At 63.7% G+C, this 25811-nt stretch carries 17 protein-coding genes; 3 read left to right on the top strand and 14 right to left on the bottom strand.

Features of this window, described 5'->3' with window-relative positions:
• Positions 1 to 44 precede the first annotated feature (44 nt).
• Complete coding sequence (locus V5F77_RS04515) at positions 45 to 677, bottom strand: glutathione S-transferase family protein (protein WP_429004135.1); 633 nt, start codon at positions 675 to 677, stop codon at positions 45 to 47.
• Positions 678 to 789: 112 nt separating this feature from the next.
• Between V5F77_RS04515 and V5F77_RS04510 the strand changes: the two genes are divergently transcribed.
• Complete coding sequence (locus V5F77_RS04510; protein WP_429004134.1) at positions 790 to 1668, top strand: LysR family transcriptional regulator; 879 nt, start codon at positions 790 to 792, stop codon at positions 1666 to 1668.
• Positions 1669 to 1793: 125 nt separating this feature from the next.
• On the opposite strand, the gene V5F77_RS04505 is transcribed toward V5F77_RS04510, so the two are convergent.
• Positions 1794 to 2543 carry an SDR family oxidoreductase gene (locus tag V5F77_RS04505; RefSeq protein ID WP_429004133.1) on the bottom strand — a complete coding sequence of 250 codons (750 nt, stop codon included), beginning with the start codon at positions 2541 to 2543 and terminating at the stop codon, positions 1794 to 1796.
• A gap of 95 nt (positions 2544 to 2638) precedes the next feature.
• On the opposite strand from V5F77_RS04505, the gene V5F77_RS04500 reads away from it, so the two are divergent.
• Positions 2639 to 3547 (top strand): AraC family transcriptional regulator, encoded by a 909-nt coding sequence (locus tag V5F77_RS04500; RefSeq protein ID WP_429004343.1) that lies wholly within the window; start codon positions 2639 to 2641, stop codon positions 3545 to 3547.
• A gap of 158 nt (positions 3548 to 3705) precedes the next feature.
• On the opposite strand, the gene V5F77_RS04495 is transcribed toward V5F77_RS04500, so the two are convergent.
• The 3 genes from V5F77_RS04495 to V5F77_RS04485 form a co-directional block, all read right to left on the bottom strand.
• Positions 3706 to 3807, bottom strand: coding sequence for a zinc-binding dehydrogenase (locus V5F77_RS04495; protein WP_429004342.1), 102 nt, complete (start codon positions 3805 to 3807; stop codon positions 3706 to 3708).
• A 5-nt stretch (positions 3808 to 3812) separates the two neighbouring features.
• A complete protein-coding gene (locus V5F77_RS04490; RefSeq protein WP_429004132.1) occupies positions 3813 to 3956 on the bottom strand; it encodes an alcohol dehydrogenase catalytic domain-containing protein in 144 nt (47 codons plus the stop codon).
• A gap of 88 nt (positions 3957 to 4044) precedes the next feature.
• The gene (locus V5F77_RS04485; protein WP_429004131.1) at positions 4045 to 4593 is read right to left on the bottom strand and encodes a hypothetical protein; all 549 of its coding nucleotides are present in this window, start codon (positions 4591 to 4593) and stop codon (positions 4045 to 4047) included.
• Positions 4594 to 4894: 301 nt separating this feature from the next.
• Between V5F77_RS04485 and V5F77_RS04480 the strand changes: the two genes are divergently transcribed.
• Positions 4895 to 5827, top strand: coding sequence for a LysR family transcriptional regulator (locus V5F77_RS04480; protein WP_429004341.1), 933 nt, complete (start codon positions 4895 to 4897; stop codon positions 5825 to 5827).
• 426 nt (positions 5828 to 6253) lie between these two features.
• On the opposite strand, the gene V5F77_RS04475 is transcribed toward V5F77_RS04480, so the two are convergent.
• The 9 genes from V5F77_RS04475 to V5F77_RS04435 all read right to left on the bottom strand — a co-directional run bounded on the left by V5F77_RS04475 (position 6254) and on the right by V5F77_RS04435 (position 25752).
• Positions 6254 to 6547: a DUF6378 domain-containing protein gene (locus V5F77_RS04475; RefSeq protein ID WP_429004130.1), complete on the bottom strand. Its 294-nt coding sequence runs from the start codon at positions 6545 to 6547 to the stop codon at positions 6254 to 6256.
• Positions 6548 to 6683: 136 nt separating this feature from the next.
• Positions 6684 to 7022: a hypothetical protein gene (locus V5F77_RS04470; protein ID WP_429004129.1), complete on the bottom strand. Its 339-nt coding sequence runs from the start codon at positions 7020 to 7022 to the stop codon at positions 6684 to 6686.
• Positions 7019 to 8143, bottom strand: coding sequence for a peptidoglycan-binding protein (locus tag V5F77_RS04465; protein WP_429004128.1), 1125 nt, complete (start codon positions 8141 to 8143; stop codon positions 7019 to 7021). The genes V5F77_RS04470 and V5F77_RS04465 overlap by 4 nt, the downstream gene beginning before the upstream one ends.
• Complete coding sequence (locus tag V5F77_RS04460) at positions 8127 to 9320, bottom strand: SGNH/GDSL hydrolase family protein (RefSeq protein WP_429004127.1); 1194 nt, start codon at positions 9318 to 9320, stop codon at positions 8127 to 8129. The genes V5F77_RS04465 and V5F77_RS04460 overlap by 17 nt, the downstream gene beginning before the upstream one ends.
• 1 nt (position 9321) lies before the next feature.
• Complete coding sequence (locus V5F77_RS04455; RefSeq protein WP_429004126.1) at positions 9322 to 9552, bottom strand: hypothetical protein; 231 nt, start codon at positions 9550 to 9552, stop codon at positions 9322 to 9324.
• Complete coding sequence (locus tag V5F77_RS04450) at positions 9549 to 10934, bottom strand: hypothetical protein (RefSeq protein WP_429004125.1); 1386 nt, start codon at positions 10932 to 10934, stop codon at positions 9549 to 9551. The genes V5F77_RS04455 and V5F77_RS04450 overlap by 4 nt, the downstream gene beginning before the upstream one ends.
• A 2-nt stretch (positions 10935 to 10936) precedes the next feature.
• Positions 10937 to 11269, bottom strand: coding sequence for a hypothetical protein (locus V5F77_RS04445; protein WP_429004124.1), 333 nt, complete (start codon positions 11267 to 11269; stop codon positions 10937 to 10939).
• A gap of 10 nt (positions 11270 to 11279) precedes the next feature.
• Positions 11280 to 11624, bottom strand: coding sequence for a hypothetical protein (locus V5F77_RS04440; RefSeq protein WP_429004123.1), 345 nt, complete (start codon positions 11622 to 11624; stop codon positions 11280 to 11282).
• Between the two features lie 85 nt (positions 11625 to 11709).
• Positions 11710 to 25752: a PLxRFG domain-containing protein gene (locus V5F77_RS04435; protein WP_429004122.1), complete on the bottom strand. Its 14043-nt coding sequence runs from the start codon at positions 25750 to 25752 to the stop codon at positions 11710 to 11712.
• Between the last annotated feature and the right edge of the window lie 59 nt (positions 25753 to 25811).

Here is a 25811-nt window from a genome sequence, read left to right as displayed (position 1 = left end):
GGTTCCTCGTTGTAAGCGGCGGTTGGCTTGGGGTGGAGGGAGGATCAGGCAGCCGGGACGAGGGCCTCGACGCGGGCGATGGCGCGTTGCACGGCAGGCCGCGCGGCGATGGCGTCGTACCAGCGGGAGAGGTTGGGGCGGGCCTCCAACGTCACGCCGGGAAAGGCGCGCCGCCACAGCCAGCCGAAATGGGCGATGTCGGCGATGGTGAAAGCGTCGCCGACGGCAAAACGCTGGGTGGCGAGCTTGCCTTCCAGAAGATCGAGCAGGCGGTCCGCCTCGGTGGAGAAGCGGGCCTCCGCAATGGGCTGCGGTTCGGGTGAGGACCGCTTGAAGAAGCCGGCATTGCCGAAGGCCGGGCTCACGCCGGACGCGTGGAAGAACAAGTGCTCGAACACGCGCGCCCGTTCGCTTCCGCCGGCAGGCAGCAGCAGGCCGGTCTTTTCCGCGAGATGGACCAGGATCGCGGCGCTCTCGGTCAGCACGAAAGCGGTTTCGCCGTCGCGCTCGACCAGCACCGGCACCTTGCCATTGGGGTTCAGGGCCAGGAAGGCGGGTTCCTTCTGCTCGCCCTTGCGGACGTTCACCGGCTTCAGCTCATAGGCAAGGCCCATCTCTTCCAGCGCGATCGGGACCTTGACGCTGTTGGGCGTGGCGAATGCATAGACTTCGATCATGTTCAGCTCCGCGAACCGCGTCTCGGCGTGTTCGTGAGCCTGTTATGCTCATTCCTGAGATGTTGCGGCAGGCGGGTTGAGGCGATAATTCTCATTCCTAGGAGGAATGAGCATGGATCGCTTCCAGGCCATGCAGGCCTTCGTGACGGTGGTGGAGGCGGGATCGTTCTCCGCTGCCGCACGACGGATCGGCGTCGGCCAGCCCGCCATCTCCAAGACGATCGCCCAACTGGAGGAGCGCCTTCAGGTGCGCCTGCTCGTGCGCTCGACGCACAGCCTCGCGCCGACCGATGCGGGCGTGCGCTTCTATGAACGGGCGCGCGCGGCGATCCGGGAGGCGGAGGAAGCCGAGCTGGAAGCGCGGGGCGCCGGCGCGGGCCTGTCGGGACGCCTGCGCGTTTCGGCGGCGACCACCTTCGCGCGCCTGCTCATCGTTCCACGCCTCCCGCAATTCCTCGCCCGCCATCCCGACATCGAGATCGACGTGCTGCTCGATGACCGCGTCATCGATCTCGTCTCAGAGGGCGTCGATCTGTCCCTGCGGATGGGGGAATTGACCGATTCCGCCGCCATCGCCCGCCGGATCGCCAGCGGCCGGCGCTCGGTGCTGGCCACGCCCGCCTATCTCGCACGCGCCGGCACGCCCCTTGTGCCGGCCGATCTCGCGACCCACGAGGCGATCGTCTACAGCCAGCTCGGCGCCAGCTGGACCTTTTGCCGGCAGGGCACGGAGGCGTCCGTCGCGGTGCGCGGACGCGTGCGCCTGAGCGCGGCGGAAGGCATCCGCGCCGCCGTGCTCGCCGACATGGGGCTGACGGTCAATTCCGACTGGATGTTCGCCCCCGAGCTTGAGAGCGGCGCGGTGCGGCGCGTGCTGGAAGACTGGGAGCTTCCGCCGGTCGATCTGTGGGCCGTGTTCCCGACAGGGCGCCTCGCTAGCGCCAAGGCGCGCGCGTTTGCGGATTATGTGGAGAGCATCCTAGCCCAATAGGGTTATTCGCGATGTACCGCGATGCGCCAATTGCGGACATGCTCCGGCCGCCGCAAATCAGACTCTGACAACCCCACTTTAGGACGCTCTTTCGGAGCGCCCATTAGAATCAGTGAAGCGACCTGTCAGCGGGCTTCGGCAAGCGCGATGGCATCCGCGCCTGCCGGGAATCTGAGTTGTCCTGTCTTATCGTGGACGGCGGCCCAAATGGCCTCCGCGACATCTCTTTCGCGCGTCGTCAGCGCCGGCTTTGCGAAGGTTGCGAGGATCGGCCGGGCGAACTCGGCATACTCACCCGGCAGCAGGTCCTGAACCGGGATAATAGCGTTCGCACCAAACCGCGTTGTTGGGGCATAGCCCGGCTCAACGAGCTTCACGCCGACGCCGAAATAGCCAAGCTCATGCGCGAGAGAAGCGCTGAAGCCTTCGGCCGCCTGTTTGGACGCCGTATAGACGGCGGCGAGGGGGAATTCGCCAAGCGTGACGCTCGATGTCACGTTGACGATCATACCTGACCGACGCTGCCGCATCTGCGGGATGATCGCCTGACACATAGCCATGACGCCGATCGCATTCGTCTCGACGAGTTGGCGAATGAGTGACATCGGCATTGCTTCAAAGGCGCCGACACCGCCAACCCCCGCATTGTTGACCAGAACGTCGATGGGGCCAGCCGCATCGATCAGAGCAGCGATGCTCTGCTCACAGGTGACGTCCAGCGGCATCACGCGCAGGCGGTCGGTCGGGGCCTCGAAAATATCGGGATCCGGGCGCCGCATTGAGGCAATGACATTCCACCCACATCGTAGGAAGTGCTCCGCCGTCGCCTTGCCATAGCCCGAAGAGGTGCCGGTGATGAGGATCGTCTTGCTCACGGTCTGTCTCCTTACGTTCGATGAAAGGAAGATGGACGAGACCGAAGAGACGATACATAATTAAAAATCTAAAAATATTTATGGATCGTCCAGAAATGGATCCTTTGAGCGATACCATCTGCCTGCTCCGACCCAAGGCCGCCGTATCGAAACCGATTTCCGGGCGCGGCCAATGGGGGGTACGGTACGAGGCCCATGATGCTCCGGGATTCACCATCGTGTTGGCGGGAGAGGCATGGCTGACCTTTGAAGGCAAAACGCCCATCCAGATTGCCAAAGGCGACTTCATTCTCCTTCCCACTACGCCCGCGTTTGCCCTGAGCAGCCAGCCCGGGGTCGCCTGCGTGCCCGTACAACCAAGGAATGAAGCTGTCCGCCACGGTGAGCAGGATGGTGACGCCGACTTCGCCGCGCTGGGTGGCAGCTTCACATTCGACAAAGTGAATGCCTCCCTGCTGCTCAAGCTGCTGCCTGATCTCATCCACATCCCGGCTTCCGAAGGCAGGGCGACACGCTTTGGTCGCTTCATCGATCTTCTTTCCGAAGAATGCGCCACCGATTATCCGGGACGGGAATTGATCATTGAACGGCTACTGGAGGCCCTGCTGGTCGAGACGCTCCGCTGGCGCGGGAGCGGCGCAGCGGCCATGTCCGAAGGCCTGCTACGCGGCTTGGGCGATCCTGCAATCGCACGTGCGCTCCAGGCCATGCACGGCGATGTGCGTGCGAACTGGACCGTCACGCGTCTGGCCGGCATCGCGGGTATGTCCCGCTCTAGCTTTTCGGCACGGTTCAGCGAGTTGTTGGGATGCGCCCCGATCGAGTACCTGACGCGATGGCGCATGGCGATTGCCAAGACGGCCCTTGCACGCGGGACTAAGACACTTGATCGGATCGCGGCTGAAATCGGCTATGAGTCTGCCAGTGCCTTCAGTACGGCATTTCGCAAGCGGCTCGGCTGTCCGCCGGGACAATTTGCACGAGACGCAGCTTGGTCACCATAGTCTCTGCTGCGCCAATTGCGGACGGTCGGCTGAATGCCGAGAGCGGCCACTTAACGGTCTGGCCAACGATCCGGATGCCGGAATTTACGGGGTCGACAGCAACGCTAAGATTTTCAATCTTTGCCCAGGGCTCGGGCGAAGCCCCAGCGGCAGAGACCTCACACGGCCACGTTCAACACGATCTTCCCGAACCCGCCGCCGGCTTCCATGATGCGATGCGCCTCGGCGGCCTGCGCGAGCGGAAAGACATTGCCGACCAGGGGCTTCAGCCGACATTGCTGCCGACCGCAACCACCTTCCCGGCCACCTCCAGCCCGAGTAGGTCGCTCTCGCCATAGCTCTGGTGGCCGTAATAGCCCTGACGCTGCAGCAGATCGGCACGATTGACGCCAGCCGCGCGCACCTTCATCAGCAGGTCTCCTGGACGGGGTTCCGGCATCGCACCTCAGCAAAGCGGAGGACGTCCGCCTTGCTGAAGTCATCGAACATGATCGCCTTCATTTCGCGTCGGCCTTGGCCATCGCCCGGCGGGCGATGCTGGCCGCGAAGAGCGGCGTCTCGCGGCGGTTATGGTCACCACCCGCTTCCTGCCGGGCCACGGCAGCCTGCTCGAAGGTCTGGCCGTGCGCGGCGACGAAGTCCATGAACACGTCTGTTGGGTGCGAGGTGACGCGGTTGGTGTAGCGGGTGCGCCCGCCTTCGATGGCCTCGGCGATCAGCTCCCAGATCACGTTAACCTGCGTGCGTCCCACGGGCGTAAACACGTCGGAGATCGAGTTCATCCGGCAATAGCTGGCGGTGGCTTCTTCCGCGACGTAGTGCTGGATGACCAGCCCGGTGCCGATCATCTCGACATTGATGACCATGCGGCGGCCGTCATCCGTCGTCGTGACGCCGGAACCGATATGGTCGGGCGGGCAGCAGCGCAGATATTCCGCCTCCGGTAGGTTGAACAACCACTCGGCGATGTTGACCTTATCCAGCGGTACGTCGATTTCTGCGGTATAGGCGGACTGCGAAAGGATCTTGTCGGTGAGGATGTTCATGGCATTGCCTTATCAATAAACGTTTCTATTAGACGACAGTGGCCTCCTTCATAGAGACCAAGCCCCAATCCGTCGAAGAGCGACGGTGAATTGGGTTATGCGAAGCGTCCGGGTTGGTCGTATATCGAGATTTCCGTGATCGCCGCCGTCGCTTGCCAGATGGAACGTTGGCTCGCTCCACCCCCGGCGAATGTGTCCGTCGACGAGGTGCCGCCGCTGTGCGAACGCCGCGAATATGCGAGTGTCCGGGATCGGCGATAAGCCGGAGCCTCCTGCAAACGGCTTTGCCTGGATCGCAAAGATGAGACCTCATTTCGCCGAATTCCTCGCCACTTTCGTCGATGTCGTCCGGGCAGGGAGCTTTTCCGGGGCCGCCCGCCGGCGCGCGGTGACGCCCTCGGCGATCGTGCGCCAGATCGACGCGCTGGAGGAGGATCTGGGCGTTGCCCTGCTCATCCGCTCGACGCGCGCGCTCACGCTCACCGATGCCGGCCAGCGGCTGCATGAGCGGGCCTTGCGGCATCTCGACGAACTCGCCGATACCCATGCCGAGGTAGCCGCCTTCGACGGTTCCGTCTCGGGCGCGCTGCGGATCGCCTGCTTCCCGACTTTCGGCAAGCGCTATGTCCTGCCGGTCGTCGCAGCGTTGCAGGCCGAGCATCCGGCCCTGCACATCGAGCTCGACTTGACGGAGCGGCTGGCCGATCCGGTTGTTGAACGTCTCGACGTCGTCATCCGCATGGGCGCCCTTACCGACAGCACGCTGATCGCGACAAAGCTGGCGCCCCTTACGCGGTTGCTAGTGGCGAGCCCGGCCTATCTGGCGAGAGAGCGCGCGCCAAATAGCGTAGCCGACCTGTCATCGCATCGTCTGCTCGACAAGCTTCATGGCGCGGATCTCCTCGGCTGGCGCGATGTGCTCGGCTGCCCGGCCGGCCATGCCGGGAAAGGCACGGTGACCTTTCGTTCAGATGATTTCGAGGCCCTGCGTGCGGCGGCCGAGGCGGGCCTGGGAGTTGCGTTTCTGTCGAGTTGGGTCGTCGGATCGGATGTGAGGGCCGGGAGGCTGGTCCGATTGCGACTCGGTGACGAGGCGTGGAACGCGGCGCCCGCGGGCATCTACCTCCTGCGCGCCCTGCCTCAGCCGAGCGCGAAGGTGAGGGCCTTCACCGAGGCACTGCGGAAATCGATCGGAAGCCCCCCAGCCTGGGAGCCGTGCTCGATGGACGGCTGATGGGCCTAGCTCGCCAATGGTCTCAAGTTGAGACCTTCATCCATCCCTCAGAAGGGTTTCCAACCGGTTCGCATCAGGCTGGAGCCTCCGTCGCGACGGCAAGCCTCATCATAGCCGCGAGCCGTCATATCCCGCCCGCCATTTCTCTCACGAGGTAGCAGCAGGAGCGAGTCAGAGGAAAGCCTGGTCCCAACCGCCTTCAGGGCATATTGGGTCATGTGATCAGGGGTTACGAACACGCGCCCGACCCACATCCGCCGCACCTGCGTATCCCGGATCAGCGCAGCATTGTTCTCAGTCACCCAGAGATGGAATTATTTAAATGAATTTGAAGCCTTGTGAGGCGGTCTGAAACGAGGAAATGGTGCCGCAAGAGGGGGTGCGTATCCTCATATATTTCAATGGGTTGGACAAACGTTGGAGGATTTAGCTCCCGCAACGTTCGGTAAGGCGATGCGCGGGCTGGCTCGCCACCTCGACCCCGCAACCGGCGTATCCCGCCTTGTCTACCCAGCTATCAACGTGGGCCGGATCGGCGATCAGGCGGGCTGTCTTAACCGCGTCCAGGCAAAGGGCCACCTGATGGGCGGCGACCGGCATGCCGAGGATCACCGACCAGATTGCCGCCGCGTTGGTGAAGTTCTGCTCGGGCGTGCCGTAATGGGTCTGCCGCGCCGTCACGGCCACGCGGGCGGCATCGAGGCATTCAAAGCGATCCATGCGTCACCGTGCCGGCTTCGCGCCGCACTGGCGCTCCAGGCCCTCGTTCCATGCCACCACCCGTGCCTTCTCCTCGCGCGTCATGGCTGCGGCCGTGGCGGGGCTCAGATAGATCGGCTCCCGCCCCCGGCAGTCGTCAGCGCTTGTCGTCACGCACCCAGCGATTGAGACGCCGATCAAGATCAGCATCGCTGCTGTTGCGCACGTCCGCTGCAATGTCCTCGCGCTCGTCGGCGCGTTCGCGTCCCGCTTGAGCATCACGCTCTCCCCGTTCGTTCCAGCCTTGCTGACGGGCCTGCTGGCGGCCCGCGATGATGGCAAGACCGGCGAGCAGGGCGCCGCCGATCTGAAGCGCCGTGCGCAGGCCCACGATGCGGGCAAGCACCGCGACCAGGGCGAGGATGGGCGCGAGAGCTATCAGCGCCTGGACCCACCATGGGAGCCCGTAAACGAGCCAGTCCCAGAGCGTGCTCATGCCGCCACCGGCATACTGGGCTTGTGGATTGCGGGGATAACGTAGGTTTTCACCACCCCGTAGAGCGCGATGCAGACGCCGATCCCGACCAAGCCGGCGCAGGCGTAGCCCACCCACTCGGACACGTCCGTGTAGGGCTGGAGAAGCTGGCTCTTGTCGATGAACGCCTGGGCAGCAGCCCCGACGCCCGCCGTGGATGCTCCTCCCGCGACCGGGGATGGCACCTGCACTGCCTGGGCCGTAGCAGGAGCGGGGTCGGCCGCGAATGCGCCAAGGCGCGCCTGCATCGTGGCTAGGGTGACATCGCCGGCAACGCCGTCCACGCGAATGCCGTTGGCCTTCTGGAATGCCACGACCGCATCAGTGGTCGCAGGGCCATAGCGGCCGTCGATCTTGATCGCGTAGCCGAGCGCGACGAGGTTCTTTTGCAGGGTGCGCGTGTCGGGGCTGACCTTCGCCACCTGCCAAGCGGGGGCGTCACTCTTCTTGAGCACCGCGTAGATCTTGTTGAACCACTCGACGCGCTCGGCATAGCCGTTGTAGCCGCCGTTGAGCCTCTTCGTGACGGCTCGAATGTCGTTCTTGTCGCTCAGGGCGATGAACGTCGCATCCCACTCACAGAGCGCAAAAGCGAGCGCATGGTCCGCCGTCGTTGCCAGCTCCGGCTGTCCGATGAAATCGACCCCCGTGAGCTTGGATGCGCGCTCGTGGTATTCGCGGCCCGTGCCCTGGTTCATGCCGTTGCCGCGCAGGTTCCAGCCATCCCCAGGCTGGGTGTTCCCGAGTTCGGCGGCCATCTTGGGGCAGCCCAGGCCATAGGCCCGCTCAAACAAGAGAGGGCCATTGTTGGCCAGTTTCTTGGCCTCGGCCTTGGTAATACCCGCGCTATGCACGCCGACGCCGAAAATCTCGACGATCCGCGCGGCCGAATAGGAGCCGCTCTCGCGCTCGACGGTCAGCCCGCCAGTCTCGTGCAGCACCTGGGCCAGGAAGTGCGCCAGCCGCAGCGGCGTGGTGATCTTAGCCGTCTTGAGCTGGATGTCGCCCGCCTCCAGTGCGGCAAGGTATGCGGGATGCGCCTTGGGCGCGAGTTTGCGGGCGACATCAATAGCGCGAAGCATAGCGACCTCTCAGGCTGTTGACGGCCGCGACATAGGCGTCCGCCCGGCGTTGATTTCCCGCCGCGTTGGGGTGTTGGCCGTCGAACATCAGCCCTTCGACAAGCGCCTGCGCGTAAGCCCCGCCGAGGGCATCGCGGTCATCCACGTATCCGCAGCCGCGTGCCAAGGCCGTTGCCCGGAGCGGCAGTTCGTAACGGGACAGATTGGTAATGTCGGCGTCGTCCGTGTCTGAGGGGCGGACGAGGACAACTTGTGTGCGCCCGCTGGATTGCCAGCGGCTCACCAGGGTATTGATGCCGGCGCCGAATTTCGTGGTCTGGCTGGTGATCCGGTCATTCATGCCTGCGTTGAGGAGGTACAGGTCCGGCTGGATAAGCTGCGCCCAGGTGTGCGCCCATCCGTCGTCGAGGCCGGCGTGGTCGGCCAGCGTGCTTTCAAATACGCCGCAATCCGAGACCGTGATGCCCCCCTCATCGTTCAGAAAATCAACCCCAAAGAGGGTAAGCGTGCCGGTGATGTCGTACAGGCCGAGCGCAGTGACGCCATTGCGCCGGACATCTACCGAGCACAGCGTTCCGGCCGGGAAGATCGTGGTGTCAGCGGTGACACCCGTTCCGGCGCCGGCATCACCGGACCATGATGCGCCTGCCGAAAGCTCGAAATAGACGCGGGCTCGATCCCACGGAACACCAGGGTCAAGACCGGCCAAACCGCCGTCCGATCCGGTGAATAGCGTCCCCCGCCCGCAGAGGGTGTGCGAGCGCGCTCCCGCGTCCCAATCTTCGGCCGTGAATGGCGCAGCGGTCCCGCCGCTGCCGGGGAGGGCATAGAAATTCGGGCTCAGGGTATCGAACCAAATGAGGCCGGGTCCGCCGTCGCCGTAAAGCGACTTCAGAGCGGCAGCGAATGGGCCGAGGAACGACGGGCGGATCGGGTCACCACCGCCTGTCGTGAGGCTGTCGATGCCGCAAAGGATGCGGTAGTGTCGCCGGGGCGAAATGGAGAGGCCGCCAGCCACACGGAACCCACCAGCAATGGCGAGGAAGGCTGCGATATCATCGCTCTCTTCAACTGCCGCAACGTGGCGCCCACTGGCATCGGGGCAGAAGTGATATCGCCGCCCATGGAGGTCGACGGGCGTGCCGCCTTCGCGCTGGATAATACTCTCGATCAGCATGTCAGATATCCTCTTCCGCAGGCATCCACTCCGCATCCGCAACCGCCCGCACTGGCATCGTGGCCAGCACCTCGCGATGCATGGCGTGCTCGGGCGCGGTGGGCGCCTCTGCCGGCAGCACCCATGAGACGCCATCGGCCAGTTCGACCGGATCGAGCCCGTATCCGGGAGCGGTCGGCCCACGCACGGCTTGGGCGGTGTCGTGATCGAGGATCAAATAGAGATTGGTCATGCGGCCACTCCCATGATTGCGCCGATGCCCTGATAGGTGGCGAGGTGCTGTGAGGGCGTGAGCGAGGCGCCGGCGAACGCAGCGCTGATCTGGCCGGGGTAGTAAGTAGACTGCCGCAGCAGATGCAGCGTGGTCGGCATGGTTGACGAGAGCGGCGCGGCCTGAAATATATTGACCCCGTTTTTGTAAATTTGGGCTGCGGTCGTGCCAGTGCGGTTGAGCACGGTGAGGCCGCGTGCGTCCGCTATAGCAGTGCCAAATCCCGCGCTGCTATTGATCCGCCCAACTACGACACCACTAGAGTCTCTAGGTCTCAAGTACACGACGCCATCTACGGGGTCGCCGAGGATGGCGCTAGTTGATGTAGTGTTGATTGCCGTCCACGCGCCATAGCAGGCGGCGTTTAGGGACATCCGCGTGAAATCCACGCTCGGATTGGCGTTGGTGTCGAGATAGCCGGTTGTCCCGTTGCCGGTGAAGCCACCCGGTGCTCCCGGCGCACCCGCCGTCCACGTCACCCCGAGATATTCCGTCAGGTCGAAGCGATATAGCGTCTGCACCTGCGAGGCTGAGGCGCCCGACGTGGGGATGAAATTGCCGGGCACATCCATTCGCACGAGCTGGGGCGCGGCGATCCGCAAGGTGAAATCCACCACCGTTCCGCTTGCGCCGAACGTCATGCGCAGGCGCGGGACGATCTGGGCGGCGGTGGCGCCTGCAACCATGGTGAGCTGTTGCTGTGCCAGGGTCGCGGTGAGCCCGCCGAAGACGTTGGGACCGCTCGCATTGTCCACCGTCGTGGTGCCGTCCGCAGCAATCGTCAACAAGTTGACCGCGCCTTGCGTGGTGCCGAACGTCCCCGCCGTGAGAGCGAGATAGACGCCGTGCGTGTAGCGGCCACCAGCGACCGCTGGCGTTGCCGATGTCGGAGCCCAATTGAACGCCAACACAGGACCAGATTGCAGGAGCGTGCCGGAAATTCGCATATCCACATAGGGCAGGCCGCCCACGGTCCCGACGCCGACGATGGAGCGGGTGAGGCCGATGGAACCCATGACAGTGCTCCAGCCGGTCGGGGCGGTGTTCGCCGCCACATCCGCGCCCTGCATGGTGCTGTTGGGGATGAGGTTCGTCACCGTCCCCGTCCACGGGACGAGATTGAGCCGCGCCGACGCACGATCATGCACACTGGGCACCCACAACCCGTCGAGCGCATCGAGCACGCCTGCCGGCCGGAGGATGCGCGTGCCGGAGTCCAGCCGCCGCACGAGGTCATCGGGCGGCGCTACAGGATAGCGCGCGAGGATTGCGGCCGCCCACGGGTCGAGACCGAGAGCCCCGGTGTTTCGATAAGGAGATGCCAGGAGCCCAAGAGACCGCATGCTCACTGCTCCCAGCGCGCAATGACAGCGACCGCGACGGCGGTTTGATCCACACGGCGGACGCCAAGCTGGGACGCGTTGGTGAGGCCGAAGAAGGTCATGTAGGTGCCGGCATAGACGGGGAAGGCCAACCCGGCGCCGTCCTGCTGCACCTCGACATCGACCGACTTAGGGGCGGCGATGGTGATTTGCGAGCACGCCTGTGCTCCGTAGATCACGAATGCGGCCCCCGTCGCGTTGGCCGAGATGTTACCGCCTTCGGTCATCACGGGGACGGCCACGACCGCGTCCATGCGCTGGCCGTTGTTCATAAGATCGATACCGACGTTTCGCATCTTGCCGCCCTCACATGCGCTTGGGCGGATTGACCGCCTTCAGAACCTCGTCGATCTTCGTTTCGACACGGGCGACGCGCTCGCTCGTTGACTGCTGCCGATCGACAAGCTTTTCGAGGATTTGATCGGAGCGATATTTGATTTCAGAGATATCGGCGTGAAGGTTCTTCGCCGCCTCGCGCAGTGAGGACCGCGCGTCCTCATCCGCCAGCTTGAGCATGACGATTTCAGCATCCTGGCGCCGATTGTCGGCACGCAGTTCCGTCCATCCGACCGAGAGGCCGACGATACCCGCAAGGATAGTGAGGATGTTTCCGAGGCTGATCTTCAGATCGAGCCAGGCCGGTGCGGACATGGTGCAGGCTCCAATGGGAACCGCACGTCATGCGCGTATTCGGAATGGCGGTACTATATCTCGTGGGCGTCCTTGACGCCACCCCCTAATCGTAGATCGCTGGCGCCGATTTCGACTGAATGTAGTCCTTCAGCTTCGGCTTGAGATTGATGCCGTTTTCGTTCCGGTCATTGGCCTTTTCACGGGCTCGCATCGACTGGATTATGGTCTTTCCGGTGATTGGATCGCCGGTTTCCTTAGAATTGAACAAGACGATCCCTTCCTCAACCGCCTTCAGTGCTTTATCGTCGCCATATTTACTTGCACGAGCATAGTCGGTTAGCAAACGCCTGCGTTCATCGTTAAGATCGCTCTGCCGGTTCATCTGCCAGGAATTAAGCTGATAGCGCTCAGCGATCTGGGCCGGGGTGAAGCCGAGCGCTTGCTTCAGAAGGTCAGCGGCGGACACGCGGTCCACCAGTTCGTTCCCTTTGAGCGTCGTCGCACCTTCCGTGGCGTAGCGATAGGTTCGCATCAGGTCGCGGATCGCCTTCGGAGCGATGGTCTCGATCCCGCGATAGACGTGGCCTTCGCTGATCATCTGGTATCCCCGGAAGCCGTTCTGCAAGATGCCGAACGAAGCCCCGAGCATCTGGTCCTGCCAATAGTGGTAGGCGTCTGCGCCCTCAAGCTGCCGATCTGGCGAGCGGAACCAGAGGTCGGGCATGCCGATGCGCTCGGACAGTGAAATGCCCATCAGATGCCCCGGCAAGCCATTGAGCGCGATGCCTGCCATGGTCGGCCCAAGAAGACCCACAACGGCCTTCTGAAGCTCCTCCTCGGGGTCGTCGTCACCGTGGCCGGAAAGCCTGAAGAAGAGCGAGGCCAGCATCATGGAGATGCCGAACATCCACATGCTTTTGATGCCGCCGGTGGCGAACATCATGGCGGTGATACCGAGGAGCTGTGTGCGTGCTTCGCGCCGCTCCTCCAGCGTGCCCCCATTAAGCGCCTGGTGGGTGTCGCGGAACAGGCGGAACAGCATGTTGATGGTGTAATTCTTGAAGGTGAGCACGGATCGCGCGGCGTCGCCGTGCATAAGCCTGGGACGCGACGTGTTCTGGTAGTCGAAGTGCGTCTTCCAGGTGAGCCGCGAAGCTGTGTTGATCGCTGGCACATGCGCTTCACCCTTGCTGCGCGCCATGCGGTACGCGGCGAGGAATGTAACCTCGCGGTTGAAGCGCTCGCCCTGGTGAAATCCCCAAGAGATGGCGTTCATCACTTTCTGGCGGCGGGCACTGTATTCGATGCCGGTTTCCCCGACGCCGGCCAGATCGTGCGCCTGGGACTTGTCGATCACGCCCGAGGTGTAGGCCGCCTGCATAGCCGACCGCTCATCGTCGTTCAGACGAGAGGACCGCTCGGCCTTACCCTTCCCCATGGCGAAGTCCCGGCTCGCGCGCGTGATTTCCACGCTGGCCTTGGCGATGCCCTGCGCGCCGCCGTGATAGCCGGCCAGGATGGGAACGCCGATAATGACTGTTTGCGTCAGGTTCACCAGCGCGGATGCGGGGCTCAGGGCGAGGTGATAGACGAACGCCGCAGTGGAGATGGCCTGCGCCCAGGCGCTCCCCTCCGGGTTCATGATGTATTTGTCGCGCTTCTCCATCTCGTTCACGACGAAGCCGGCACGCCTCGGGTCCGGCGCATTCTTGGTCTGTTCTCGCGCATCGTTGATGTGCTCGGAAAGGTCCATGCCGTACTTGGTGCGTGCGATCTGGTGCGCGCCGTGGAAGAGATTGCTGGCGAAGGCGCGCAGAGCATCGGCCTGGAAGCCGGCGCGTCCGAGACGGTGGATGCGATTCTTGCGTACAGAATAGTCCGGCAGGCTTTCCAGATAGCGCTGCCAAACCTGATCTTTCAGCGCATCCGAGGCGCCGGCACCGGACAGAATTTCCTCCACGTCGGCCACAAAGTTGGGGTCCACTTGTCGGCGCAAGCTGGCAGGTTCCGCCAGGACGCCAACCTCGACCGAGACATCAGGATCGCGGCGCATCTCGTTGACGAACGCCCGCTGCTTTGCCGGCCCCTCGAAGCGCGAGAAGCTCACTACCTTGCCGGTTTTATCGCGCACGGTGACGAAGAACTCTCCAAAGCGCGACAGGGGAAAGTAGGGGCCGGTGAGCCTGTTGCTCTCGAACTGTGCGCGCATCTTAGATAGCCGCCAGCGGGCGTTCCAAGTTGTCTTGGTCCGTACCGTCTTGAGCTTCTGATTTGCGGCCTTGATCGCCTCATCGCGTTCGGGGCCGACGAGGCCCTCGTCCGTGATGCGCTGCATCTCCGCACGATGCTCCCGCTCGGCACGACGCACCGCAATCTTGAGGGCCTTATCCATGTTTTCGAGAATGACCTTCTCGAAGTCATCGGCCATCTCGGAATAGGTGTCGCGGACCTTTCCGTAGAGCGCCTTCCCGTCCGGAGAAAGGGCATCGAACTTGGCCTTGATTTCTTTGTAGGAAACGCGCCGGTCCTTGTCGTCTGCCGCCTTGCGCATGGCGGTGGAATAGGCAGCGCTTTCGGTGTCGCCATAGCGCAGGACCGTTGCCTCCTCGGCCCCGAAGGTGGGCTTGAAGGGTTCGCTCGGGTCGTTCTGCGTCAGCGTGCTGTCGTGCATGATCTCCATCAGCCGGGAGTTTTCATCTCGGTTGTGCGAGCGATATTTCAGCCACGCATCCGAGGTCTCAGCAACCTTGGCGTGCCACTCGTTGCGGAGCGTGTCCATGGCCTGCTTGGTCCGGAGATATTCTCGTGCAGCCGGCATGCCCTTGGCCAACTCCTCCAGCATGGGCCGCAGCGGGACAGTGGCAAGGAGCGCCGGCATGGCGGCCGTGAGGGTGTCGCTGAGCTTATTGCTGAGCCATGCATCTTTCTGCTCGGGCGTCGTTTTGATTGCGTCAGCCAGGGAATAGCGCGACCCCTTGGCCTCATCCTCGCCAGGGGGTATAGTGCTTTCACCACTTTGGCCCGAGACCGCGCTAGGGGGGCTGGAAACAGCCTGGTTGGACTGCGCCCTTCCCCAGAGTGGTGTTTTATTTTTGAAAAAGTCCTCGCGTCGCGCTCCGCCTGTTACCACTGTATAGGATGAGCCGTCTGGTGTCGGGTTTATCTCCACAACCAAGCCCCAGTGTTTTACGGGCACAGTCTTGACCAGAAACAACCGACGCCCGCCGGCACTGTAAATAGTGTCATAGCTGTTCGCGACATCAGCTACGAACTCGCGCGCATCCGCGTATGTGCTCGTGATCTCGTCCCCCTTCATCTCGATATGACGAAGGCCGAAATCCTTATTCCCCGCCTTCACCCGGATCGGGCCCGCCTCTCGCCGGATCACGCGCGCCACTTCAGCATCAATCTGGCCAAAGTCGAGAGTGCCATCGGGCGCCGGGATGAAGTCGTTCGGTTCGAAGTCTTTCAGGGAGAATGATTTTGTTTGCCCCCGCCGCGTGGGCTTCTGGGTGCCCCGAAGCGCGGAAGGCGCGCGGAGGACGGCGCGTGCCAAGGCATGGAGTTGAGCCGGCGTCACCTCGCCAATCTGGAGCCCGAGTGTGCGGACCGCCCAGTCCTTCACCGTGCCGATGATGCCGTCGACAGCTTCTCGCAGTCCCGCTGGCGCAGCATCCCGATGCTCGATGGCATAGGCTGCCAGCTCTTCTGCTCGTAGATTTGCCGGGACGTTCGCTGCGTCTACCCGCTTAAGCGCATCCTGCCAGAAGCTCTCGGCAGTGCCCTTCGCCATTTGGAGCCGGCGCTGTTCCGCGGCGGCCAAGCTCGTGCGCACACGCTGCATCAGCTTGGCGTAGCGCTGTGCGCCCAGCATATTCTGAGCCCCAGCATGGAAGAGTTCGTGCAACAGCACTCCCTGAGCATTCGCAGGCGTCAGGTTCGTGGCGACCAAGTGAACCTTGCCGCCATGGGATGTCATCGCCTGCACGCGGCCATCAGGGTGATCAGAACCAGGCAGAGACCCCTGATCCTCGTGGATCACAACCCGACCGGCATCCAACATTTTTCCGATCTGGATACCATACGCACCAGACCGCAGATGATCTTGAGCGTCCGACACCGACTTGAAGGCAGCAGAAGAAGAGCCTACATTATGTGTTGCCGGCCCCGGCCCATAACGGTGGAGCGAGGGTTCCGCGTCTGCGGTACCATCCCCAGGTGACCAGCCGGGGCCGGTCTCTTCAAAAATGGCATGATCATAGTATCGCTTCCCGTCCGCATGCTCGCGGACAAAGATACGAACGGAGGCCGCCTTGCCATTAATTTGCGCTCTGGCTGCATACTCATGCAGCCCGGAGATGTTGAAACGATCACGATTGTCGCCTTCAATTCGCGACTTCAGGGACGATGCGATCAGTCGATCCATTTGAAGCATAGCCGCGAGCGCAGGCATATTCGCTCGCTCCGTTCCATGCTTGATCCCTTGCCAACTGATCAGCACCTCGTCGCCGTCAAGTGTGGTCACAACCTTCCCATCCAACCGCTCGCGAGCGAGCACGCGCACCTTCTGGCGCGCCTGCCCCCTACTCTCAATGCCCGCAATTTCGTCGGTGGGGACATCCACCACAGGGAGGTTTGAGAGCGAATATTTTGCAGCCGGCATTTCGGCCTCGCCCCCCTCCTTCGGTTCGGCTTTCTTCTTCGGCTTGAGCTTCTCGATCACCGCGTCGTGGTCGGCCTTCGCCTTGGCAAGATCGGCCTCCTTGGGCCAGTCCCGAAGCTGCTCCTCGATCTTGGGGACTGACGCGGTGTTGGAAACCACCTCCCGCTCCAGCCGGGCGGCATCATCGGCAAGATCGCGTACGGCGTTGGCGACGCGCTGCGCAACGCCCTGCGGATCGGCGGCAGTGTTGAATGCGTTCGTCTCATATTCGCCCTTGGCCGCGAGCGTGACGACGAAGCGGTCCTTGCCCAGGCGGTCCAAGGTGAGCTTGAACCCGCCATAGGAGCCCAGCGTGGCACTCTCGCCATAGGTAGCATCGAGCATCGCCGCAGCCGACAGGATGGCCGCCCCAGCCTCCCTGCGCTTGTCATAGGTCTCGCCGTCCACGGTCATTGCGAATTCCGCAGGCAACTCGATCTTGGCGTCGGCCTCCATCTCGGCGATGCGGCGGGTACCAGTCTCGATCCGGCGCTTGAGGCTGCGCACACTGTCGCGCAGGCGGAACTGCTCGCTGTCGTGGCCGTAGCGCTCGGTCCCCAGGCGCTTGATGCGCTGGCGGAGCGTCATTTCCTCAAGGATGAGCGGGTTGCCGGACGATGCGGCCTTCATCTCCGCTGCGTTCGAGGCTTCTCCGCCGACGTCCTCGATCTCGCGATCACCGTTGCCCTTGCGAACCTGCTCGATGAAGTTCGCCTTGCCCTCAATGGTCTGCCACATGCGGCTGTCGAGGGTCTGCTTGGTCGCGTAGCGGTTGATCTCGACCTCGAACCCGTCAGGGTCGCGGTCATAGAGTTGATTTCCCTGCCGGATAATCCGGCCTTCGCGCTGCTCCAGATCGGAGGGACGCCAAGGCGCGTCGAGGTGATGCAGCCCGACAAGGCGGTCCTGCACGTTCATGCCAGCGCCCATCTTCGCGGTGCTGCCAAACAGGACGCGGACCCGGCCGGAGCGGACCTTCCCGAACAGCTCCTCTTTCTGGATGTCCGTGTTCGCGTCATGGATGAACGCGATCTCCTCCGGCGCAATGCCCCGGTCGATCAGCTTCTGGCGCAGATCGTCATAGACCGAGAACTTGCTTTCCAGGGCGGAGAGTTCATCAGGGCTGAGCTTATCGAGGGCTTCCTGTGCGGTTTCGTCGCCCGCCTCAGCCTTCTTTATCAGGTCGCGAATGCGCTCCGCCTCCCGGCCCCTGGACGCCTTTGGGGTGGACAGGTCGATGAACACGAGTTGCGTCCCGCGATCCGCCTCCCAGGCGCGGTGAAGGCGCAGGATGCTGTCGGCCGCCACATTGACCTTGCTGCCCGGATGGTCGGAATAGCCGGGATCGACCAGCCGCATGTCGAGCGCCGCTTTGCGGGCGTCCGACATGATCTTGAGCATGTTGTCGTCGCCCTTCTCGGCCCGCTTCGGCAAATGCTCGGCGCGCCAGATCAGCGACCCCATCGGGTACTGGTCGGTGTCGTTCCCATCCTTGTCCTTGGTGGGCACGCCGATATAGGCGGCCTGATCCGGGCTGCGCTCGACGACGATGTTTTCCGGCTTCCCGCCCTTCACCTTCGGCACGGGCAGTTTCTTGCCTTGCGCCGCCAGCATGCGGTTGATGTCGTCGCGGTTCACCACGTCGGCGAAGCTGGAATAGCGCTGCATCAGCTCCGGCATGTTCACGAACTTCGCGAACCGGCTGTTCATCTTGTACTGGCCAGAGGGCGAGAGTTCCCAATCGGTGACCACCTCGCCGAACATCCGCGCCCAGGCATCGAAATGGCTGAGACCCTGCGCTTCGAGCGTCTGATGGTCGAGATACCGCTGGACCGTGAACATCTCCGCCATGGTGTTGCTGATCGGCGTTCCGGTGGCGTCTACGAGGTTTCGGCCGCCCGTCGCCTTGAGCACCTGGCGCTTTTTCAGGAGCATGTCGGAAGCCTTCTGGCTCCCCGATTGGTTGCCCAGGCCGGCAACGCGCTGCATGGCGGTGCTGAATTCAAGGTTCTTGAACTCGTGCTGCTCATCCGTGAAGAGGGCGTCCACGCCAAGCTCGCCCCAATAAAGGCTGTCATCCTTGTTCTGCGCGTCGAGCAGCCGCTTCATCTTCTCACGGCGGAGAGTGATCGCGTTCTGGATGTGCTTGACGTTCCGGCCGTCCTTGCCCTCGGCCTCGCGCATCAGCTCCTGGGACTTCTGAAGATCAGCGATCTGTTCCTCAATGAACGCGGCCTGCTCGGATGGCTCCACTTCGACCTTGCCGAAGCTGGAATGCGCCACGATCACGGCATCCCAATCGCCGGTCGCGATGCGGGCGAACAGGCGCTTGCGGTTCTCCTTCTCGAAGTCCCGTTTGGTGGTGGCGAGCACCTTGGCGCCCGGATAGAGCTTCACAAAGTCCGCCGCCCACTGGCCCACAAGATGGTTCGGCACCGCGAACATGGGCTTCTTTGCGAGCCCCATCCGCCGCAGCTCCATCGCCGCCGCAACCATCGTGAAGGTCTTGCCGGCGCCGACGACGTGATCGAGCAAGGTCGTGCCGCTCTGAACGATGCGCCACACCGCGTTGGCCTGATGGGGCCGAAGCTGGATGATGTCGTCGCCGACCTTGCCGGGGAACGCCAGATGCGAGCCATCGAACGCGCGCTGCACGTCGGTGTTGAACATATCGTTGTAGAGCCGCCCGAGGCTCTCGCGCCGCCCGTCGTCGGACCAAATCCAGCGGCGCCATTCATCCGAAACAGCACGCACCTTGTCGTTCGCAAGCTGCGTCTGCTCCTCATTCACCTTGGTCGTGTCCCGATCAACCCGGTCGCGGACAGTGATGGTCCGCTGATTGGAGGCGGCTTCCAGAACCTCGGCGATGCTGACGCGCCCGGTCGCCCACTGCGCCGAATTCTCGGGCTTCCCGCTCGCCCTCACAACCCAACGCGCGTTCGAGGGGTTGTAGATCACATCGGGCTTCTCATCCCCGCTGATGTGCGAGGCGAAGGAGGTCATCACCTCGCGCGGAACCCAATGCGCCCCCGGCTTCACGTTGATGTCGATGGCGGCCACGTCGGCGGGCTGGATCGCTTCCAGGGCCTCGACGTTGCGCCGGTAGGCCGCGTCCTTATTGGTAGCCGCCTGGGCTTCCGCCAGCTTGCGCTTGACGTTGCCCGACAGATATTCCGAACGGGTCAGCCAGCCGCGCTGCGGGTCCTGATAGACCAGATCGTCAAGCTCCCTCACGATGGCATCAGCGGGCTTGCCATAGAGCCGCTGCATCATATCGATGTCGACGCGGCCGGTTTCTGCCAGCGAGGACACCAGGGCGTCCTTCGCCGAAGAGGCGGAGGTGGGCGGCGAATAGGGGCGCTGGGTGCGCTTGGTGAAGACGGCCGCCTTCTTCGCGCTCGGCTTACGTGCCGCCTCGCCCGTGGTCTTCGCAACGGCAGGAGATATGCCCTTGTCGTACCCGTCTTCCAAGGCGGAAATCTGCGGCCAGGACGGATCGTCGCGAAACAGGCGCTTATTGGCGTCCTGATTGACCGGGCCATTCATCTTGACGAAGCCGTCGTAGGCCGCGTTCAGATGAGCGCGCGCGGCCTCGATCTGCGCATCCGAGGCGCTGGCATCAAGCTGCAGACGGCGCACGTCGGCAAAGGCATCGCGGATGTCGATCATGCCGGAAACGCGGTCGCGTGCCTTGTCGGACGGGAACGAGGCGGCTGTCGCCTGGGCCTCGCCAAGACTGTCCTCGCCGCGCACCATGATCGAGCCATCGTCGGCCCGGAACATCGAGCCCACGCGCACGTCCGCAGCGCGATGTGCCGGCGCGTCGTTCACCACAGCGACGGGCGTGCCGCGCGCGTCCATGATGCCTTCCGGCAAGCGGTGGATCGCCTCTTCCAGCAATTCGTCCGTGTCCTGATCTTCGCGAGCGATGAGCGCCGGATCGTCGGGGCGATACATGGTGCCGTGCGCGCCGAACTCGCCCAGCATCTGGTCTGGATTGCGCACGAAATATTCGTTGAGCGGGACCACCTTGCCATTGGCGTCGGTGTAGTCCTGCACCTCCATCCAGCTTTCGCCAGTCGCCTTCTCGCCATCGGCGCGTTTGCGCAGGATGACGATATCCGTGGTCACCTCGGTGCCGGCGTTGGCGAGGAAGGCGTTGTTCGGCAGGCGGATCGCGCCCAGAAGGTCGGCCCGATCCGAGATATACTGGCGCGCCGCATCCTTGGCGCCGTCCATCATACGGTTGGTGACCACCATGGCCAACACGCCGCCGGGGCGCAGGCCGTCGAGGCTCTTCGCGAAGAAGTAGTTATGGATCGAGAAGCCGGACAAATCCTTGCGGCGCCCGTCATAGAGCTTCTCGGCGCCGAACGGCGGGTTGCCGATGGCCAGATCGAAATGGCCATCGGGGATCGTATAGTCCTGAAAACCCATCGGCGCCGCGATCTTGGCAGCCGGGTACAGGTGCTTGGCGATGCCGCCCGTGATGTTGTCCAACTCGACGCCGTGAAGGGCGGAGCCGCTGCGCATTTCGGGGGGCATGAGGGCAAAGAAATTGCCAACACCAACGGACGGCTCCAGAACGCGGCCGTTCTTGAACCCGAGGTGACGCATGGCGCCCCACATGGCCCGCACGATCTCGGGCGAGGTGTAATGCGCGTTGCGGGTGGATGCCTCAGCGGCGCGATATTCCTCGGGCGTGAGGAGCGCCTTCATCTCGGCCGCCTCCTTTTCCCAACCCTTCGTCACGGCGCCGCCGCTGCGGGAGAACGCCTGCGGGATGCCACCCCAGCCCACATAGCGAGCGAGGATCGCCTGTTCCTTCTGGGTCGCCGGGGCGCCCGATGCCTCAAGCTCCTTGAGCGTGCGGATGGCAGCAATGTTGTTGTTGAACTTGGCCTTCTGTCCGCGCGCCGGGGCTTCTTCGGCGGGGAGCGTGAAGTCGCTTCCGCGATCCTGAGCAGCCTGCCCAGAGGCGGGCTCTACTCGTCCTCGTTCCCCTCCTGAAGCAGCTTGCTCTTCAGGCGCGTCAGTTCGTTGAACGCGCGCGCCGCCTCGCTCGCCACCGGCTCGTCCTTCGGGTTCTCCTCGGGCGGGAACAGGTACCGCTCCCGCGTCATCTCCCACGCCTCGCTGTTGGACATCCCGCTGTCTTCCAGAGCGCTCATTTCCCGATGCGTCCGCTCGGCCGCTTCGGTCAGCGCTTCCTTCAGCTTTCCGGTCTGCTGAAGCTCCTTGAACCGGGTCGGCTGGAACTCCTTCCAGTGCTCCCGCGCCTGACTGATCCAGTTCTCCAGGTTCATTGCCTTCGCTCCCAACCACATCAATGTCGGCGGCCTCGACCTCAGCGGCCGTGCTCATGCCGTCGAACCGCGTGGCACGCGGGTCGTATTTCACTCCCATGTACCACGACTTCAGGTACGGCTTCACCTCCTCGCCCAGGTCGGCAATCATCGCCTTGGCATAGGCCGCAAAGGTGCGCGCGCCCTTCTCGATGTGATAACCGGCCAGTGTGATGCCGGCCTGCATGATCTCGGGATCGATGCCGGAATTGAGCTGGCTGCCACGCAGGCGGCTGCGAAGCAACTTGCGCGCTTTTTCCGCCGCGTCCTCGGTGAAGACGGTGTTGGCGGAAACGGCAGGGGCTTCTGGTTTCTCGACCGCTAGTTCCTCGACAGTCTTGTATTCGTCGCGGCGCTCCCCGACGCTGATCCCCATGCCTTCACGGCCAGGATGCAGGCGAACGCTTTCGGTCCGTCGAATTCCATCGGCGTAAATGGAGCGCACGCCGCGCGCATCTTCGAAAACGTTCTCGCCTGCAATGTTTTTCCCAACAAGTTTTCGCTCGGGAGTGCGCGACGACGACGGGGCATCAGACTTCTTCGCCGGAACGGCCCCGGCGCGCACGGTGAATGCGCTATCCTTGCCGGGCGCGTCGGCCCGACCACGCCACTCCGACATCTCGGGATGGCGCTCCACCTGATAGCCGCGCTTCTCCAGGCGCTCGTAGATGGCCTTGGCCTCGGAGGTGAGGTTTGCATCCGACTTGAGGGGAAGGCCGTTTTCGGCCGCCCAATCGGCAAGCTTGGCATAGGCGTCGGTCACCAAGCCCTTGCCGCGCGCTTCGGGGAGCAAGCCAGCGTCGTAGACGCGCACGCCATCTGGGGTGCGCGAGAAGCTGACGCCACCCGCCTCCTCACCATTGCCGTCGCGCAGAACCAGACGATGGTCGCCGCGTCCGCTTTCGTTCGGGACAACCTCCGCAGCCAAATCGTTCAGGTTCAGCCGCCCCTTTTTGCGAGACGATGGATCGGCGTCAAAGGCGCTGCGAGACGCGTCGGTCTTATCTCGGATGGCAGCGATGGACCGATCAACCTCGCGGTCAACGCCCTCGACGGCGGCCATAGCCTTTGATCCGAGACGATGCCGGGATGCCTGCCCATCTCGCCATTCGGATACGATCTCATGGCCGTGCTTGGCGAAGACGGAACCTGCGGAGCCGACTCCGAACGTTGAGCTTCCAGCGAGTAACCCACCCTTGGCGCCCGGCGCCGCGTCCTCTTCTGCGGACATGCGGTATTCACTCCGCAGGCGGCGAACGTCCTCTGCCGTCAGGTCGCGGCCCACCACCTTTGCGGCGGTCTCGTCGTCATAGCCGGCTGCGACAACGGCAGAGAGCTTCCGAATGTCCCGGCTGGCCAGCTTGGCTTCGGCGGTGCGGGTTTCGGCGCTGGAGGCCAGGAGGGCCTGTTCCTCAGCGTCGATAGGTTCGCGCTGATCGTCGGAAAGAGCGCGGGGCGGACGGGCACGCGCCTCCTCAAATGCGCTCGTGTCGGCCATGAGGCCACGCTGCTGCGCTGCCGGCTTGCTGGTCTTGGCGGGGTCGCGCACCCAGGACTTGAACTCGCCCATCGTCATCTGAGTGACGGCGCCGAGACCCTTCCAACCCTTGGTGTAATTAGCGCGATACGCGCGCTCCGCCTGCCGCTGGCTGGAATAACCGAGCATCACCTTGTGCTCGTCGAACGACCCATCGGCGGCGTGCTGATCGATCACGAACACGGGCGCGTCGTCGGCGATCTCCTTCGTGCCGGGCAGCACGAACGCACCGACGTGATCCTTGTCCTTGCCGATGGTGCCCCGGATGTAGCCGTAGTGATGCTTCATCTCCTGCGACCAGGGCTTGCCGCTGGCATCAACGCCCTTGCGCTCGGAGCCCTGGGGGTTCTCGACCGAGATATCGAGCCCGCCGAGCGAGATGCGGCCGACCTTGTAGTTGCCGGCCTCCTTCTGCGCCTGGGTCGGATCGGGAAGGTCGTTGTGCGGCGAGGTGGCGGCTTCGTGGGCCTGCGTGTCGGTGGCGCTCAGTGCCGGCTGTTCGTCGGCGGCGCCGACGTCAGCACCTTCCTTCGGCTTGAGAGCCACCAGGGCCTCATCCACCTTGGACTTCTCGGCCGTGAGCTTCTTGCTCCAGCCGCCATTCACCTTCGCCTGATTGGCGAGATAGCTCTGCCGCTGCTTCAACTGGCCAGCGGTCATGCTGGCATAGTCGCGCTTCGGCTCTACCGTGGCGGGGATGGCGTATTCGGGAGCAGGCGCCTGCTGCTCCTGCGCGGCTCTCAGGGCGGGATCTGGTACGCCCTCCACAACGGGCTCGATTTCCGTAGGCTGTTCGGGGGGTACAGCTTCGGCGGGATCCGGTGCGGAGGGCGTCTCGGGGGGCGCGGCTGCCTGCGCTTCGGCAGGCGCGCCCGATTGGGCGATGGTGACGACGCCGGAACTGAGTTCCTCGGGCGTGATGATGTAACGATTTCCCTGCTCGTCGCGCAATACAGTGCCGGTTTCGTTCTGCGCTTCAACGACGGCAGAGAATGGCTCGATGCCGTCGCTCACCACCGTGACCCGAGGACCGTCAGCCGGCGCAACAGGCGCGCGTTCCAGCGCGCGGGAGAGCGGCCCAGCAGGCGACAGGGGCGCGACCGCCTCCTGGGCAAGTTGGGGCGCCGTCTGGGCGGGCTCGGAAACCGTGGCGTCCGCGTCTGGCGTAACCTGGGCTTCGGGAGCACCAGCGTGCTCAACGCGATGTGACAGGGCGCCGCCAGCCGCGCCGGGCGCTGCGCCACCAAGAGCCCCCAACAGGAAGTCCGCAAAGGTGCCATCGGTGAGTGAGCGCTGGGTACCGGCGCCCGTGTTGATGCCCTGGTTTGTCTCGACGGTCTCGGCCGTTTCCTGCGAACCCTCTTCCAAAGCGCCGAGCGCCGCGCGTCCGCCGATCCGGGCGGCAATGGACCGGCTGGAGATGATGTGTTCAGCGGGATTGATGATCTTGCTGGTGGCTGCCCCGCCCAAGGCGGACACGGGCGTGGTGAACAAGAACGCGAACCGCTCCGCCGCCGACCGCGTCAGCCGCACGGCTTGATCGTGGCTTTTCCCCGCCGCGCGCAGCTCGCGATAATAGGCGGACTGCTGTTCGATCAGCGGCGGGCTACCGGGGCCATCTGAGGGCGTGTTCGCCAACTCGTTGATGGCGTCGCGAGCGGTTTCGATGGCGCCGCCACCGCCTTGCAGTCCGCCCGTCACCGCGCCGGCAATCGTCCCTGCGGTGCCACCACCCGTCGCGACGGTTGATGCGATGATGGGCACCATGCCGCCGAAGATATCGAGCCCGAGGGCCATGTATCCGCGCAGGCTCGGGTTTTTGCCCAACGTCCAAGTGGACGGCTTGAGAAGGTCGCCATCGGGCGTGGAATTCTTGATGGCATCCTTGGTGTAAGCCGACACCTTGTCCTGCCCGGACTTTCCGATGTCAGCCACCGCGTCGGCGGCAGGATCAAGCAGGTTCCCAGCGTGATAGTCGGTGCCGAAGACGCGGTTGATGATCGGTCCGGTAACGTTCTCCGCGAAAATCTGCGGGAGCGCGCCGGCACCGCGCACCAGGGTGCCAATGCCCTTGTAGGCGCCGCCGGTCGTCTGGAGCGTCATATCCCGCAGGCTGCCCCACACGCCCGGCCCTTCATCAGGACCCGGCTCAGCGGGTTTCGTCGGCTCCGGCGCCTGGACGGGCTTGGGGGCGGTCTGATCGGCGTAGATGGTCTGCCCGATCTGCGCCGCGCGCCCCAGCAATTCGGGCGGAACGACATCTTCGATCTTTGCCCCGCTGTCGAGCGCCTGGCGAAGCTTCCGCGCGGCACCATCGATGCGCAGCATGGGCGCACTAGGTCCGTCAGATGCCGCTTCCGATGTGGCCATCAGAACATTGACGGGCACCTGATATCGAATTGCCGCCTGCTCGTAGGCGCTCTTCATCACATCCGAGGATGCGGCTGGAGCGGTAGGGGGGGCGAAGCTCGAATACGCTGGCAGGCCACGTGGCGCGGCCGACGCCTCTTCCTGATCCAGAACCAGTTGAGCGGGTGATTTCTGGAAAACGTTGTCGACCACGGCGAGCACCCCAATAAAAGGTGCTCAGACTGTAAATGATCGAAGGTTGCGAGGAGGTA

This window comes from Roseixanthobacter psychrophilus (assembly GCF_043195195.1).
Lineage (GTDB): Bacteria > Pseudomonadota > Alphaproteobacteria > Rhizobiales > Xanthobacteraceae > NCEH01.
The sequence above is the reverse complement of the archived record's forward strand: the minus strand, read 5'-3'. Positions and strand labels throughout refer to the sequence as shown.